We start from the raw sequence: 13830 nt of genomic DNA, 5'->3' as shown, positions 1-13830 counted from the left end.
ACTTACCGGGTTCCCTTCCGCAGCGGCGGCCATGGCGGGGAAAAACCCCGCAGGGGCGGCGCACATCCCTGTGCGCCGCCCTTCGGGTTTTCACCGCCTGGTTCGCCGCTGCGGAAGGGAACCCGACAAATCAAAAGCAACGGCAACGGCAAACGCAACAGCAAACGCAACAGCTAGCGACTTCGCCCTGTAAGACCCACCATCTTCAGCGATGGCAGACTTACACGTTCAACAACAAGAACTCCCGCTCCCACGAACTGATCACCCGGAAGAACGTCTCATACTCCTTGCGCTTGACCGAAATATAGGCGCGCACGAAACGCGGCCCCAGCATTTCCTGCAACGGCGTACACCGCTCCAGCTCGTCCAGCGCCTCGCCCAGCGAACGCGGCAACTGATAGCCCATCTCCTTGCCGTTGCCGCTGATCGGCGCAGTCGGCTCCAGCTTCTCGCGGATGCCCAGCAACCCGCAGGCCAGCGTCGCCGCCATCGCCAGATACGGGTTGGCGTCGGAGCCCGCGAAGCGGCTCTCCACACGCATGTTCTCGATCGTGTCGATCGGCACCCGCAGCCCGCAGGTACGGTTGTCGAAGCCCCACAGCACGTTGCTCGGCGACACCTCGCCGAACATCAGCCGGCGGTAGGAATTGACGTTCGGCGCCAGCACCGCCATCGCCATCGGCACGTACTTCTGCAGGCCGGCCAGGTAATGCCCGAAGGTGCGGCTGTACTCGCCCGCGCGGCGGCCGCTGAACACGTTCTTGCCGTGCTTGTCGACCAGGCTCTGGTGGATGTGCATCGCACTGCCCGGCTCGTTCTCCATCGGCTTGGCCAGGAACGTGGCGTAGACGCCGTGGCGCATCGCCGCTTCGCGCATCGTGCGCTTGAACAGGAACACCTGATCGGCGCGCGAGAGCGCATCGGAATGGGTGAAGTTGACCTCCAGCTGCGCCGCGCCGGATTCGTGGATCAAGGTGTCCACGTCCAGTTCCATCGCGTCGCAATAGTCGTACATCAGATCCAGGATCGGATCGAACTCGTTGACCGCGTCGATCGAGTACGACTGCCGCGCGGTCTCCGGCCGCCCCGAGCGCCCGGCCGGCGGCAGCAGCGGGAAGTCCGGGTCGGTGTTCTTCTGCACCAGGAAGAACTCCAGCTCCGGCGCCACCACCGGCTTGAAGCCGATCGCCGCATACGCCTGCAGCACCCCGCGCAACACGTTGCGCGGCGCCAGCTCGTGCGGCTGGCCGTCCTTGGTGTAGCAGTCGTGGATCACCTGCGCGGTCGGGTCGGTGGCCCACGGCACCATCCGCACCGTGTCCGGGTCAGGGCGCAGTTGCATGTCCGAGTCCGACGGCGAGGTCAGGTCGTAATAGTCGTCGGGATACTCGCCGGTGACGGTGGTGGCGAAAATGCCCTCGGGCAGGCGCGTGCCGTAGTCGTGGGAGAACTTGGCCGCGGGAATGATCTTGCCGCGCGCATTGCCGGTGATGTCCGGCACCAGGCACTCGACCTCGGTGATGTGGCGGTCCTTCAGCCAACGGCGCAGCGAGCTTTCCTGCTGTTCGGGGGTGTTCTTGCGGGAGCGTGGTCGGCTGGCCATGGGAATGTCGATTCAGTGCGTGCGGCGAGCCGCGTAATGGCGACAGGCGTCGCCGAAGGCCTGGAAGATGCCGAGATAGAACGGGTCGTCGAGCACGCGCCATTCCGGGTGCCACTGTACGCCTAGCAGGAAGCCCGGACCGATGCCGCGAAACGCTTCGATCAGTCCGTCCGACGCCAGCGCCTCGACGATGAGATCGCCGCCGAGTTGCGCCACGCCCTGCCCGTGCAGCGAATTGACCCGCACCCGCTGCTTGCCGGCGATGTCGGCCAGCCAGCCGCCCTCGCTCAGGGTCACCTCGTGCACCGGCGCGTACTGCTGGTCCAGCGGCGCCTGGGGATCTTCGCGATGATCGGACAGCCCGGGCAGCGCATGCACCTTCTGGTGCAGGGTGCCGCCCAGGGCCACGTTGACCTCCTGGAAACCGCGGCAGATCGCAAGGATCGGCAGGCCAAGCGCAATCGCCTGCGGGATCAGGTCAAGGGTGGTGGCATCGCGTGCCGGATCGTGCGGATTGCCCGGCCAGCTGGGTTCGTCGCCGTAGTGATACGGCTCGATGTTGCTGACCGCACCGGTCAGCAACAGGCCGTCCAGGCGTGCCAGCCAGTCGCACGCCGCGACCGGCGGCTGCAGCGACGGCAGTAATACCGGCGTCACCCCGGCACCATCGACCGCGGCCCGCAGATACTTTTCCCCGGCGACCAGGAACGGATGCTGGCCGATGGGCTTACGATCGGTCGACAGGCCGACCAGAGGCGAGACAGCCATGCGAAAAGCTCGTGTGGCGTGGCCGCAACTTACCCCGGGCGTTTTATTTTTACAACACGCCGCAGCGGTGCGAAGCGGCCGGCGCACGCCTGCCGGCCATGCCCGCAGCAGACAGCGTGCGCTTTATTACAGGACGCAGTGGCAGGCAGGCCGACCCGGCGCGCGGCGCGCGTTTCGTCGTCGAACGCAGGCGCCTGTTGAGTATTCTTGACGCGAACCCGGCTCTGCTAAGCTCGTCGCACTCCCGCAGGCCGTCATCATGCCCCGCACCCACGACGCTCCGCCCCTGCCTCCGGACGCCGCCCAGGCCCTGCAGCGCATCCCCGGCTGCGAACAGATCGACCTGCTGCTGCCGGACAGCAATGGCCTGCTGCGCGGCAAGCGCATCACCCGCGACGCGCTGGACAAGGTCTATCGCGACGGGGTCTGCCTGCCGATGTCGCTGATCGCCACCGACATCACCGGCAATACGGTCGAGGAAACCGGCCTGGGCTATGCCATCGGCGACGAGGACCGGCTGTGTTTCCCGATCCCCGGCACACTGCAGCCGGTGCCATGGGCGCCAGTGCCGTCGGCGCAGCTGCTGCTGGCGATGCGCGACGACGCAGGCGGCCCGCTGGAATTCGCCCCGCGCGAGGTGCTGGCGCGGGTGCTGGCGCGGCTGCGCGCGCGCGGGCTGACCCCGGTGATCGCGGTGGAGCTGGAGTTCTACCTGTTCGATCCGCGTGCCGACGCCGACGGCCGGCCGCAGCCGCCGCTGCAGGCGCACACCGGACTTCGCAACGACAGCACCCAGGTCTACTACATGCAGGAGCTGGACGACCAGCGCGGCTTTACCGACGCGGTCGCGCAGGCCTGTCGCGCACAGGGCATCCCCGCCGATACCGCAGTCGCCGAATACGCGCCCGGCCAGTTCGAGATCAACCTCAAGCACCGCGGCGACGCGCTGGCCGCCTGCGACGACGCGTTGATGCTCAAGCGCGCGATCAAGGCGATCGCGCAGCAGCAGGGGCTGCTCGCCAGCTTCATGGCCAAGCCGTTCGCCGCGCAATCAGGCAGCGGCCTGCACCTGCACGTGAGCCTGCTCGACGAAGCCGGCGACAACGTCTTCGCCGGCACCGCGCAGGCGCCGGCCGACGCGCTGCGCCACGCCATCGGCGGGCTGCAGCGCAGCGCCGACGACTGCCTGCTGCTGTTCGCCCCGCACGCCAACAGCTACCGCCGCTTCGTGCCCAATGCGTTCGTGCCGCTCAACGACAGCTGGGGTTTCAACAACCGCACCGTGGCGATGCGGGTGCCGCACAGCGATCCGGCCAACACCCGCATCGAACACCGCATCGCCGGTGCCGACGCCAATCCCTACCTGGTCGCCGCAGCGGTGCTGGCCGGCATCGAGCACGGCCTGCAGCATGGCTTCGACCCCGGCCCGCCGTTGCAGGGCAACGCCTACGCACAGACCCGGATCCGCCATCCGGACTGGCGCGGCGCGATCGCCGACTTCCTCGCCAGCGACTTCGTCGCCGATCGGTTCGGCGCCCGCTTCCGGCACATCTACGGCCAGCAGAAACGCCGCGAGATGCTGGATTTCCATGCGCAGGTGAGTGATCTGGATTATCGATGGTACTTACGCACGGTGTGAGTGGAGCCGGGACCGGGGACCCGGAAAAGCCAAGAGCCGAGAACCTGAGCGCCATGTCCGATCGTCACGATGCGTTGCAGCGCCCGGCCAGCCCCCCGGTCCCCGGTCCCCGGTCCCCGGTCCCGACAACTGGTACACCGCCAGCGCCACGCCCTTCCCGCCGCAGCCGCCGCTGCGCGGCCAGGTGCAGGCCGACGTGTGCATCCTCGGCGCCGGTTATACCGGACTGAGCGCGGCGCTGGCGCTGGCCGAGGCCGGCTACCAGGTCGCGATCGTGGAGGCGCAGCGCGTGGGTTGGGGCGCGTCCGGGCGTAACGGCGGCCAGGCCATCGTCGGTTACGGCTGCGAGCAGCGCACGCTGGAAACGCTGCTCGGCCACGCCGAGGCGCGGCTGCTGTTCGACTTCTCGCGCGACGGCATGCGGCTGCTGCGCGAGCGCATCCAGCGCCACGCCATCGCCTGCGACTGGCGCGACGGCCATGCGCACGTGGCGATCAAGCCGCGCCAGGTGCGGGCGTTGCAGGCCGGCATCGCCGAGATGGCGCAGCGCTACGACTATCCGCTGCAGTGGTGGGACCGCGAGCAGTTGCGCGAACACCTGCGCAGCGAGCGCTACCTGGGCGCGATGTACGACCCGGCCAGCGGCCACCTGCACCCGCTTGAGTACGCGCACGGTCTGGCGCGCGCGGCGCTGGCCGCCGGCGTGCGCATCTACGAGCACTCGCCGGTGACCGCGCTGGTGCGCGGCGCGCGGCCGATGCTGCGCACGGCGCACGGCGAGGTCCAGGCCGATTTCGCGGTGCTGGCCGGCAACGCCTGGCTGCGTGGCATCGCGCCGGAACTGGAATCGCGGATCATGCCGGTCGGCACCTACATCGGCGCCAGCGCGCCGCTGGGCGCGGCGCTGGCGTGCGAACTAATCGGCAACGACATGGCGGTGGCCGACGTAAACTGGGCGCTGGACTATTTCCGCCTCAGCCGCGACCACCGCCTGCTGTTCGGCGGCCGCGCCAGCTATTCGTCGCTGCCGCCGCCGGGCCTGCGCCGAGTCATGACCCGACGCATGCGCCAGGTGTTCCCGCAACTGCGCCAGGTCGAACTGGACTACGTGTGGGGCGGCTATGTGGACATCACCCGCAACCGCGCCCCACACTGGGGCCGGCTGACCCCGAACGTGTACTTCGCGCAGGGCTTCTCCGGCCATGGCGTGGCCGCCACGGGCCTGGCCGGCGAGGTCATCGCCGCGGCCATCGCCGGGCAAGCGCAGCGCCTGGACCTGTTTGCCCGAATTCCGCACGCGCCGTTTCCCGGCGGGCGCCTGCTGCGCACGCCGCTGCTGGTGGCGGCGATGTCCTGGTACAAGCTGCGCGACGCGCTGTGGTGAGTGCGCCGCGCGCAGGCGGCGCCGGCTAAAGTTGCCGCCGCCGCGGCCGCTACCTGAAGTCTATTCCTCAAGGACGCCTTGCGCGGCTCGCATGCTGCAACCGTTGCCGGCCTACACGATCGCCAGCGAAAGCGGGGCTGCCCAGCAGCGCATCCTGCTGGTGGAAAATTCGCGCACGTTCACCGAACTGCTGCGCGAGGCGATCGAGCAGCGGGTGGAACTGCCGGTCACTGTGGTTTCGACCCTGGCCGAAGCGGCGCAGGCGCTGGACGACGGCGGCTCCTGGTTTCTGGCCTTGACCGGGCTGGTACTGGCCGACGGCGACCGCGACACGGTGGTGGATTTCTTCGTCGCCCGCGGCCTGCCCACGGTGGTGGTCAGCGGGGTCTACGACGACAGCCTGCGCAAGCGCGTGCTGACCCAGCAGATCATCGACTTCGTACTGAAGAACACGCCAGGCAGCATCGATTACCTGGCCTGGCTGGTGCAGCGGCTGGCGCGCAATCGCAGCATCGCCGCGCTGGTGGTGGACGATTCGCGCTCGGCGCGCGCCTACGCCGCGAGCCTGCTGGCGATGTACGGCTACCAGGTGGTGCAAGCAGCCGACGGCGCCGCCGGGCTGAAGGCGGTGGAGACCAACCCGGCGATCCGCCTGGCGGTGGTGAACCAGGAAATGCCGGGGATGGAAGGGGTGGAATTCACCCGCCGGCTGCGTGCGATCCGCGCCCGCGACAAGTTGGCGGTGATCGTCCTGTCCGGCAACGGCGACCCGTCGCTGGTGCCGCGCTTCCTCAAGAACGGCGCCAACGATTTCCTGCGCAAGCCGTTCTCGCGCGAAGAGTTCTTCTGCCGCGTGTCCCAGAACGTGGACCAGCTGGAACTGATCGGCACGCTGCAGGACCTGGCCACACGCGACTTCCTCACCGGCCTGCCCAACCGCCGGCATTTCCTGGAGCAGAGCGAGCGCCTGCTGCCGCAATGGCTGGCGCGCAACGACACGGTCAGCGTGGCGATGCTCGACATCGACCACTTCAAGCACATCAACGACCGCTGGGGCCACGAGGCAGGCGACGACGCGCTGCGCGCGGTAGCGATGACGGTGGCCGCGCATGCGCGCCCGCAGGACCTGGTAGCGCGCTTCGGCGGCGAAGAATTCTGCATGCTGGTGCCGGGCCTGGATGCGCCGGCGGCCAGCGCCTATTTCGAGACCCTGCGCGAGCGCATCGATGCGCTGCAGGTGCAAGTGGGCGAGCAGACACTGCGCATCACCATCAGCATCGGCGTATGCCGCAGCGACGCGCAGCGCGATGCGCTGCATCCGCTGCTGGCCGAAGCCGACAAGCACCTGTACCTGGCCAAGGCCGGCGGCCGCAACCGGGTGGAGCACGCGCGCTGAGCGGCGGCGCCGGCCTCAGCGGCGCCTGGCGCCGATCGCCAGCAGTGCCAGCAGGCTCAGCGCCGCGCCGGCACTGAGGTAGTAGCCGACCCATGGCAGGCCGTAGTGCTTGGCCAGCCAGCTGGCCGCGTACGGCGCTGGTGCCGCACCGATGATGCCGGCCAGATTGAACGACAGCGAGGCGCCGGTGTAACGCACCTGCACCGGGTACAGCTCGGCCAGGAAGGTGCCGCAGGGCCCGTAGGTCAGGCCCATGAACAACGACCCCAGCGACAGGAACGCCAGCAGCTGCCACGGATGCGCGGCGCCGAACAGCGGCGCGAAGCCCAGCCCGAACAGGATGATGAGGAGGGAAGCGGCGATCATCACCCGATGCGTGCCGTAGCGGTCGCCGCAATACGCCGACAGCGGAATGCCGGCGGCCAAGAACAGAATGCCAACCATCTGTAGCAGCAGGAACTGCTCGCGGCCGTAGCCGAGCACCGAGGTGCCGTAGCCCAGCGCGAACACGGTGATCAGATAGAACAGCATGAAGGTCGCGAACACGCCAAAGGTGCCGAGCAGCAGCGCGCCGGCATGCCGCGACAGCACCGTCCACATCGGCAGGGCCACCCGCGCGTTGCGCTCCAGCGCCTCGCGAAAATCCGGAGTTTCGTGAATGCGCAGGCGCACCCACAGGCCGGTCACCACCAGCAGCGCACTGGCCACGAACGGGATACGCCAGCCCCAGCGCATGAACTGCGCCTCGTTGAGCACCGCATCGAGCAGCAGGAAGATCCCGGAGGACAGCAGGAAGCCCAGCGGCGCGCCCAGTTGCGGGAACATGCCGTACCAGGCGCGCTTGCCCGGCGGCGCATTCTCGGTGGCCAGCAACACCGCACCACCCCATTCCCCGCCCAGGCCCAGGCCCTGGCCGAAGCGGCACAGCGTCAGCAGCGCCGGCGCCCACATGCCGATGCTGGCATAGCCGGGCAGCAGCCCGATCACCACCGTGGACAGGCCCATGGTCAGCAGCGCGGCCACCAGCGTCGCCTTGCGCCCGATGCGGTCGCCGAAATGGCCGAACAGCGCCGAGCCGACCGGCCGCGCCACGAACGCCACCGCGAACGTGGCCAGCGACTGCAGCCGCGCCGCGTCGGCGTCGCCGGCCGGGAAGAACAGGGTCGGGAACACCAGCACCGCGGCGGTGGCGTAGATGTAGAAGTCGAAGAACTCGATAGCGGTACCGACCAGGCTGGCCAGCAGCACGCGGCGCGGCGAATTGATGGGCGAAGCGGGAAGCGCGGCAGCGGTCATGGATTCGGGATCGGCAGGAAACCGTCCGATTCTGGCAGATCGGCACCGCGTTTGTGGCGCATGCTTCGCACAGTTGCACACCCGCGAAAGCGCCCATGCGCCATTGCGTGCGTGGGATCTCGATTGCCGGCACTGGAACACAACCGATATGGCGCCAGCCATGCAACACGCGCGATGCCGCACAAGCGACGCCACGACCATGGCCGCAGCGGCCTGCGGAATGTGCCCATGCGCGACGCGCACGAGCACATCCAGAAGCCTCGGGAACGCGCTAGCCGAATTCTATCGGCGCCCCCGTATCGTCACCGATGCGCCCCGCGTCCTGCGGCGAGCGCCGATCGCGCGGCCACCGCGCCTCTCAGACATCACGCAGTTCCTCTCCAGTGCCGGGACTGCACTGCCCATCCAGAATCATGCCCGGGTCGTAATCCAGCACCAAATCGTCATCCGCTTTTCCGACCAGATTTCCTTCGTCGTCGACCTGATAGGGAATGTCCGATTCCACGCCCTGCTCACCTGTCCTGACCACGACATTGGTGTAGCGCTCGCCGTCCCAGCAGCGGAAAATGAGCGTCGAATTCTCCCCGCCGCTCAGCGTCGACCCCAGACTGCCGATAAGCCTGCTATTGGCGCCGGCAGTCAGCACGCTGTTCTTGCCGGCGGTCAGCTTGCTGCGATCGCCAGCCATCAACGTGCTGTCGTCCCCGGCGGTGAGCTTGCTCCTGTCGCCGGCGGTGAGATAACTGTTGCGTCCGGCCAACAGTTTGCTGCGGTCGCCGGCGGTCTGGGTGCTGTCGGCGCCCGCGATCAGCTTGCTGCGGTCGCCGGCAGTCTGCACGCTGGCGGCACCGCCAATGAGCGTGCTGCGAGCCCCCGCGGTCTGGAAACTGCCCTTGCCCGCGATCAGCATGCTTTTGTGGCCGGCGATCTGGGTGCACTCATGGCCGGCGATCAGCGAGCTTCCGTAGCTGGCGATCATGTTGCTGCCGTAGCCGGCGGTCAGAAAGCTGCGCACCCCGCTGGTCAGACTGCTGCCGTAGCCGGCGATCAGCGAACTGTCCTGCCCGGCGATGCCGGTGCTTCCATAACCGGCAGTGAGCGAACTGCTGTGCTCGGCCATCTGGGTGCTGCCATAGCCGGCGGTCAGCGTGCTCTCGTAACCGGCGGTCTGGGAACTGCCATAGCCGGCCATCAGCGTACTGGCATAGCCGGCGATCTCGGTGCTGCCGTAGCCGGCAGTCAGCGAACTGTTCTGCTGCGTAGTCAGCGAACTGCCGTAGCCGGCGGTCAAGGTGCTCTCGTATCCAGCGATCTGGGTGCTGCCGTAGCCGGCGATCAACGAGCTCTCGTGGCCGGCGGTCGAATTGCTGCCATAACCCGCGGTCAGCGTGCTTTTGTAGCCGGCGGTTTGGGTACTGCCATAGCCGGCGGTCAAGGTACTGTCGTAGCCAGCCGTGGAAGTGCTGCCGTAGCCGGCAGTGAGAGAACTGCTCTCCTGTGCGGTCTGGGTGCTGCCATAGCCGGTGGTCAGGATGCTGTTGTAACCAGCGGTCTGGGTACTGCCATAGCCTGCGATCAGCGAGCTGTCATGACCGGCGGTTGACGTACTGCCGTAGCCGGCAGTGAGTGTGCTGTCCTCGCGGGCAGTCTGCGTGCTGCCGTAACCGGCAGTGAGGTTGCTGTCGTAGCCGGCGGTCTGCGTGCTGCCATAGCCGGCGATCAACGAACTGTCGGCGCCCGCAGTCCCGGTACTGCCATAGCCGGCGGTGATGTCGCTGCCCTGCCGTGCCGTCTGCGTGCTGCCGTAACCGGCGGTCAGCGAACTGTCGCTGCCGGACGTCTGCGTGCTGCCGTAGCCCGCGATCAAGGTGCTGTCCGCACCCGCGGTGCCGGTACTGCCGTAGCCGGCGGTAATGTCGCTGCCCTTGCGCGCGGTCTGCGTACTGCCGTAGCCGGCCGTCAGCGAACTGTCGCTGCCCGCCGTTTGCGTGCTGCCGTAGCCGGCGATCAGGGTGCTGTCCGCGCCCGCCGTGCCGGTACTGCCGTAACCAGCGGTGACGTCGCTGCCTTCGCGTGCGGTCTGCGTGCTGCCGTAACCGGCCGTCAGCGAGCTGTCGCTGCCGGACGTCTGCGTGCTGCCGTAGCCCGCGATCAAGGTGCTGTCCGCACCCGCGGTGCCGGTACTGCCGTAGCCGGCGGTAATGTCGCTGCCCTTGCGCGCGGTCTGCGTACTGCCGTAGCCGGCCGTCAGCGAACTGTCGCTGCCCGACGTCTGCGTGCTGCCGTAGCCGGCGATCAAGGTGCTGTCCGCGCCCGCCGTGCCGGTACTGCCGTAGCCGGCGGTGACATCACTGCCATTGCGTGCGGTCTGCGTACTGCCGTAACCGGCGGTCAGCGAACTGTCGCTACCCGACGTCTGCGTGCTGCCGTAGCCGGCGATCAAGGTGCTGTCCGCGCCCGCGGTGCCGGTGCTGCCGTAGCCGGCGGTAATGTCGCTACCCTTACGCGCAGTCTGCGTACTGCCATAACCGGCGGTCAGCGAACTGTCGCTACCCGACGTCTGCGTGCTGCCGTAGCCGGCGATCAAGGTGCTGTCCGCGCCCGCGGTGCCGGTGCTGCCGTAGCCGGCGGTGACGTCGCTGCCCTTGCGCGCAGTCTGCGTACTGCCATAACCGGCCGTCAGCGAACTGTCGCTGCCCGAGGTTTGCGTGCTGCCGTAGCCGGCGATCAAGGTGCTGTCTGCGCCCGCGGTGCCGGTGCTGCCGTAGCCGGCGGTGACGTCGCTGCCCTTGCGCGCGGTCTGCGTACTGCCGTAACCAGCCGTCAGCGAACTGTCGCTACCCGAGGTTTGCGTGCTGCCGTAGCCGGCGATCAAGGTGCTGTCTGCGCCCGCGGTGCCGGTGCTGCCGTAGCCGGCGGTGACGTCGCTGCCCTTGCGCGCAGTCTGCGTACTGCCATAACCGGCCGTCAGCGAACTGTCGCTGCCCGAGGTTTGCGTGCTGCCGTAACCCGCGATCAAGGTGCTGTCTGCGCCCGCGGTGCCGGTGCTGCCGTAGCCGGCGGTGACGTCGCTGCCCTTGCGCGCAGTCTGCGTACTGCCATAACCGGCCGTCAGCGAACTGTCGCTGCCCGAGGTTTGCGTGCTGCCGTAACCCGCGATCAGCGTGCTGTCCGCACCCGCCGTGCCGGTACTGCCGTAGCCGGCGGTGACATCGCTGCCTTCGCGTGCGGTCTGTGTGCTGCCGTAACCGGCCGTCAGCGAACTGTCGCTGCCTGCCGTCTGGGTACTGCCGTAGCCGGCGATCAGCGTACTGTCGGCACCGGCGGTGGAGGTACTGCCGTAGCCGGTGGTGAGCGAACTGTCTTGCTGTGCGGTCTGCGTACTGCCGTAGCCGGCGGTCAGGGTGCTGTCGTAGCCAGCGGTCTGGGTGCTGCCATAGCCGGCGATCAGCGAGCTGTCGTGACCTGCCGTCGAGGTACTGCCGTAGCCGGTGGTGAGCGAGCTGTCTTGCTGGGCGGTCTGTGTGCTGCCGTAGCCGGCCGTCAGCGAACTTTCACTGCCGGCGGTCTGCGTGCTGCCGTAGCCGGCGATCAACGAACTGTCGGATCCGGCGGTGCCGGTGCTGCCGTAGCCGGCAGTGATGTCGCTGCCCTTGCGCGCGGTCTGCGTGCTGCCATAACCGGCCGTCAGCGAGCTGTCGCTGCCCGAGGTTTGCGTGCTGCCGTAACCGGCGATCAGCGTACTGTCCGCACCGGCGGTGCCGGTGCTGCCGTAACCGGCGGTGATGTCGCTGCCTTGCCGCGCCGTCTGCGTGCTGCCGTAGCCGGCGGTGAGAGAGCTTTCGCCGCCAGCGGTCTGCGTGCTGCCATAGCCCGCGATCAAGGTGCTGTCGGCACCCGCCGTGCCGGTACTGCCGTAGCCGGCGGTGACGTCGCTGCCCTTGCGTGCGGTCTGCGTGCTGCCGTAGCCTGCGGTCAAGGAACTCTCGCTGCCGGCGGTCTGGGTGCTGCCGTAGCCGGCGATCAACGCGCTGTCCGACCCGGCCGTACCGGTACTGCCATAGCCGGCGGTGATGTCGCTGCCCTTGCGCGCGGTCTGCGTGCTGCCGTAGCCAGCGGTCAAGGAACTCTCGCTACCGGCCGTTTGCGTGCTGCCGTAGCCGGAAATCACCGCGCTGTCAGAACCGCTGGTCGCAGTGCTGCCGTAGCCGGAGGTGAGACGGCTGCCTTCCTGCGCCGTCTGCGTGCTGCCGTAGCCGGCGGTGAGCGTGCTCCTACCCGCGGCAGTCTGCGTGCTGCCATACCCTGCCAGGATGGAGCTGTCGGATCCGGCAGTCCCGGTGCTGCCATAGCCCGCGATCAGATCGCTGTGATCGCCGGCGGTTTCGGTACTGCCGTAGCCTGCGACGAGCCGGCTCTGGTCGGCGCCTGTGAGCGTGCTGCCATAAACACCGGTTTCGGTCTTCCTCGCAAGCACATCGTGCTGCTGTCCCGGAGGAGGCGCTGCGGCGACCGTGGCAACCGGGGTCGCCTCGGTTGACTGGGTCGCCTCGGTTGACTGAGTTGACTGAGTTGACTGGGTGGAAGGGGTGGCCTGGGTGGAAGGGGTGGCTGGGGTCGGCAGGGTTGCAGAGGTCGCCTGCGTTGCCGGCGCGGACGGCTCCGCTGCGGGGGTGTGGACATACGCCGGCGCAGCGGGTGCCGCCGGCTGTGGAGCGGCGCCGTAGAGCTGCATGTTGGTTGCAATATAGTCTAGCGCCTGGCTGCGATTCCCGACGAAAAGCACAGTTGCGCGCGGGAACTTGATCATCCCCTCTTCGGCCAACTGCAGCATCTCGTCGATGGCGACTTCACACACGACCCAGCGCGCATCGGCGTGCGCACTCAGATGCGCTCCGACTCCCTTGCCCCACAACAGGCCGGTAAGACCATTTTCGTGCAGTCCCGACGGTTTCCAGAATTTGCATTCCACGGGACCGGCCATCGGCCAGATCAACCCGCAGTGGTCGGCCATGTTATTGGCGCACGTACGCAATGCCAAAATCTTTTCAACAATCATCACATTACCTCACTATAAATACGACAAGAAAAACCGGAGTATTTCCCAGGCCACACGCCGGGAAACCGCGCTTCGTCGCATCCGTTCTGGCGGCAAAAAAGCCGGCCTGGGCCATCGCCAGACGCGCCTGGCCATGCCCCTCCTGCGTCTCCGCGAAACAGGCATCCAAGCCGTATAAACCAAACTTTACATGCAACAAAAGCAAGGCCACGGCATGCCGCCACATCGATCGCTCCGACTTGCTTCGTGGAAACGACTCGCAGCGTCTAATCCGGCAATCTCACGGATTGAGACTCGAATAGAATTTCATGCGCCAAATTCATGAAAAAGGGACTGGATCACTAACCTTTTTTAAATAATCGGAATTACATTTATTCATACCGAGAATTGATAGACTTTTTTATCGCGCAGCAGTTCTCGCAAGAAACGTCGGAATCATCCGTTATCCGGAAAAACGGATTGCCGTCACGCCAAAAGCGACTGAACGTCACGCGCCCAAGGCGATGCCAGGCCATTGCACCACGCGGCAACGGATGCGCACGCAGCTGCGTTGGCGAGCGTCGCCAAGATATCCCGGAAGATGCGTTCGCTCGCGTCGAGCGGGCATCGCGAGGCACTCGGCGAGGCAGCGGAATCGCAACGGGCAGGCGCTGCGATGTCGCGTCGAATGGCGGTTGTTTTGCGC

8 protein-coding genes are annotated in these 13830 nt (G+C 67.4%); 4 read left to right on the top strand and 4 right to left on the bottom strand.

Going from position 1 to position 13830, the window contains the following annotated elements; all coding sequences use genetic code 11:
* Window positions 1-220: 220 nt before the first annotated feature.
* Window positions 221-1603 (bottom strand): glutamine synthetase family protein, encoded by a 1383-nt coding sequence (locus E4A48_RS04575; protein WP_003478681.1) that lies wholly within the window; start codon window positions 1601-1603, stop codon window positions 221-223.
* Window positions 1604-1615: 12 nt separating this feature from the next.
* On the bottom strand, window positions 1616-2371 hold the full coding sequence (locus tag E4A48_RS04570; RefSeq protein ID WP_039005253.1) for a gamma-glutamyl-gamma-aminobutyrate hydrolase family protein: 756 nt from the start codon (window positions 2369-2371) through the stop codon (window positions 1616-1618).
* 259 nt (window positions 2372-2630) lie between these two features.
* Between E4A48_RS04570 and E4A48_RS04565 the strand changes: the two genes are divergently transcribed.
* The 3 genes from E4A48_RS04565 (at window position 2631) to E4A48_RS04555 (ending at window position 6790) form a co-directional block, all read left to right on the top strand.
* On the top strand, window positions 2631-4010 hold the full coding sequence (locus E4A48_RS04565; protein ID WP_142741952.1) for a glutamine synthetase family protein: 1380 nt from the start codon (window positions 2631-2633) through the stop codon (window positions 4008-4010).
* Window positions 3973-5394: an NAD(P)/FAD-dependent oxidoreductase gene (locus E4A48_RS04560; RefSeq protein ID WP_260608063.1), complete on the top strand. Its 1422-nt coding sequence runs from the start codon at window positions 3973-3975 to the stop codon at window positions 5392-5394. The genes E4A48_RS04565 and E4A48_RS04560 overlap by 38 nt, the downstream gene beginning before the upstream one ends.
* Window positions 5395-5485: 91 nt before the next feature.
* Entirely contained in the window at window positions 5486-6790 is a 1305-nt protein-coding gene (locus E4A48_RS04555; RefSeq protein WP_185910715.1) for a diguanylate cyclase, read from the top strand.
* Window positions 6791-6805: 15 nt separating this feature from the next.
* Here E4A48_RS04555 and E4A48_RS04550 read toward each other — a convergent pair whose 3' ends face one another.
* A complete protein-coding gene (locus E4A48_RS04550) occupies window positions 6806-8086 on the bottom strand; it encodes an MFS transporter (RefSeq protein ID WP_142741951.1) in 1281 nt (426 codons plus the stop codon).
* Window positions 8087-8444: 358 nt separating this feature from the next.
* Window positions 8445-13145: an ice nucleation protein gene (gene inaX, locus E4A48_RS04545; protein WP_142741950.1), complete on the bottom strand. Its 4701-nt coding sequence runs from the start codon at window positions 13143-13145 to the stop codon at window positions 8445-8447.
* Between inaX and E4A48_RS20420 the strand changes: the two genes are divergently transcribed.
* The gene (locus tag E4A48_RS20420) at window positions 13048-13323 is read left to right on the top strand and encodes a hypothetical protein (RefSeq protein WP_162483285.1); all 276 of its coding nucleotides are present in this window, start codon (window positions 13048-13050) and stop codon (window positions 13321-13323) included. The two genes, inaX and E4A48_RS20420, sit on opposite strands and share 98 nt — an antisense overlap.
* The last annotated feature ends 507 nt before the right edge of the window (window positions 13324-13830 follow it).

This window comes from Xanthomonas translucens pv. cerealis (genome assembly GCF_006838285.1).
Lineage (GTDB): Bacteria > Pseudomonadota > Gammaproteobacteria > Xanthomonadales > Xanthomonadaceae > Xanthomonas_A > Xanthomonas_A cerealis.
The sequence above is the reverse complement of the archived record's forward strand: the minus strand, read 5'-3'. Positions and strand labels throughout refer to the sequence as shown.

What these genes read in the sequence shown, in the direction of transcription:
- E4A48_RS04575 (WP_003478681.1), bottom strand. Translation starts at nt 1,603, where the DNA reads ATGGCCAGCCGACCACGCTCCCGCAAGAACACCCCCGAACAGCAGGAA.
- E4A48_RS04570 (WP_039005253.1), bottom strand. Translation starts at nt 2,371, where the DNA reads ATGGCTGTCTCGCCTCTGGTCGGCCTGTCGACCGATCGTAAGCCCATC.
- E4A48_RS04565 (WP_142741952.1), top strand. Translation starts at nt 2,631, where the DNA reads ATGCCCCGCACCCACGACGCTCCGCCCCTGCCTCCGGACGCCGCCCAG.
- E4A48_RS04555 (WP_185910715.1), top strand. Translation starts at nt 5,486, where the DNA reads ATGCTGCAACCGTTGCCGGCCTACACGATCGCCAGCGAAAGCGGGGCT.
- E4A48_RS04550 (WP_142741951.1), bottom strand. Translation starts at nt 8,086, where the DNA reads ATGACCGCTGCCGCGCTTCCCGCTTCGCCCATCAATTCGCCGCGCCGC.
- inaX (WP_142741950.1), bottom strand. Translation starts at nt 13,145, where the DNA reads ATGATTGTTGAAAAGATTTTGGCATTGCGTACGTGCGCCAATAACATG.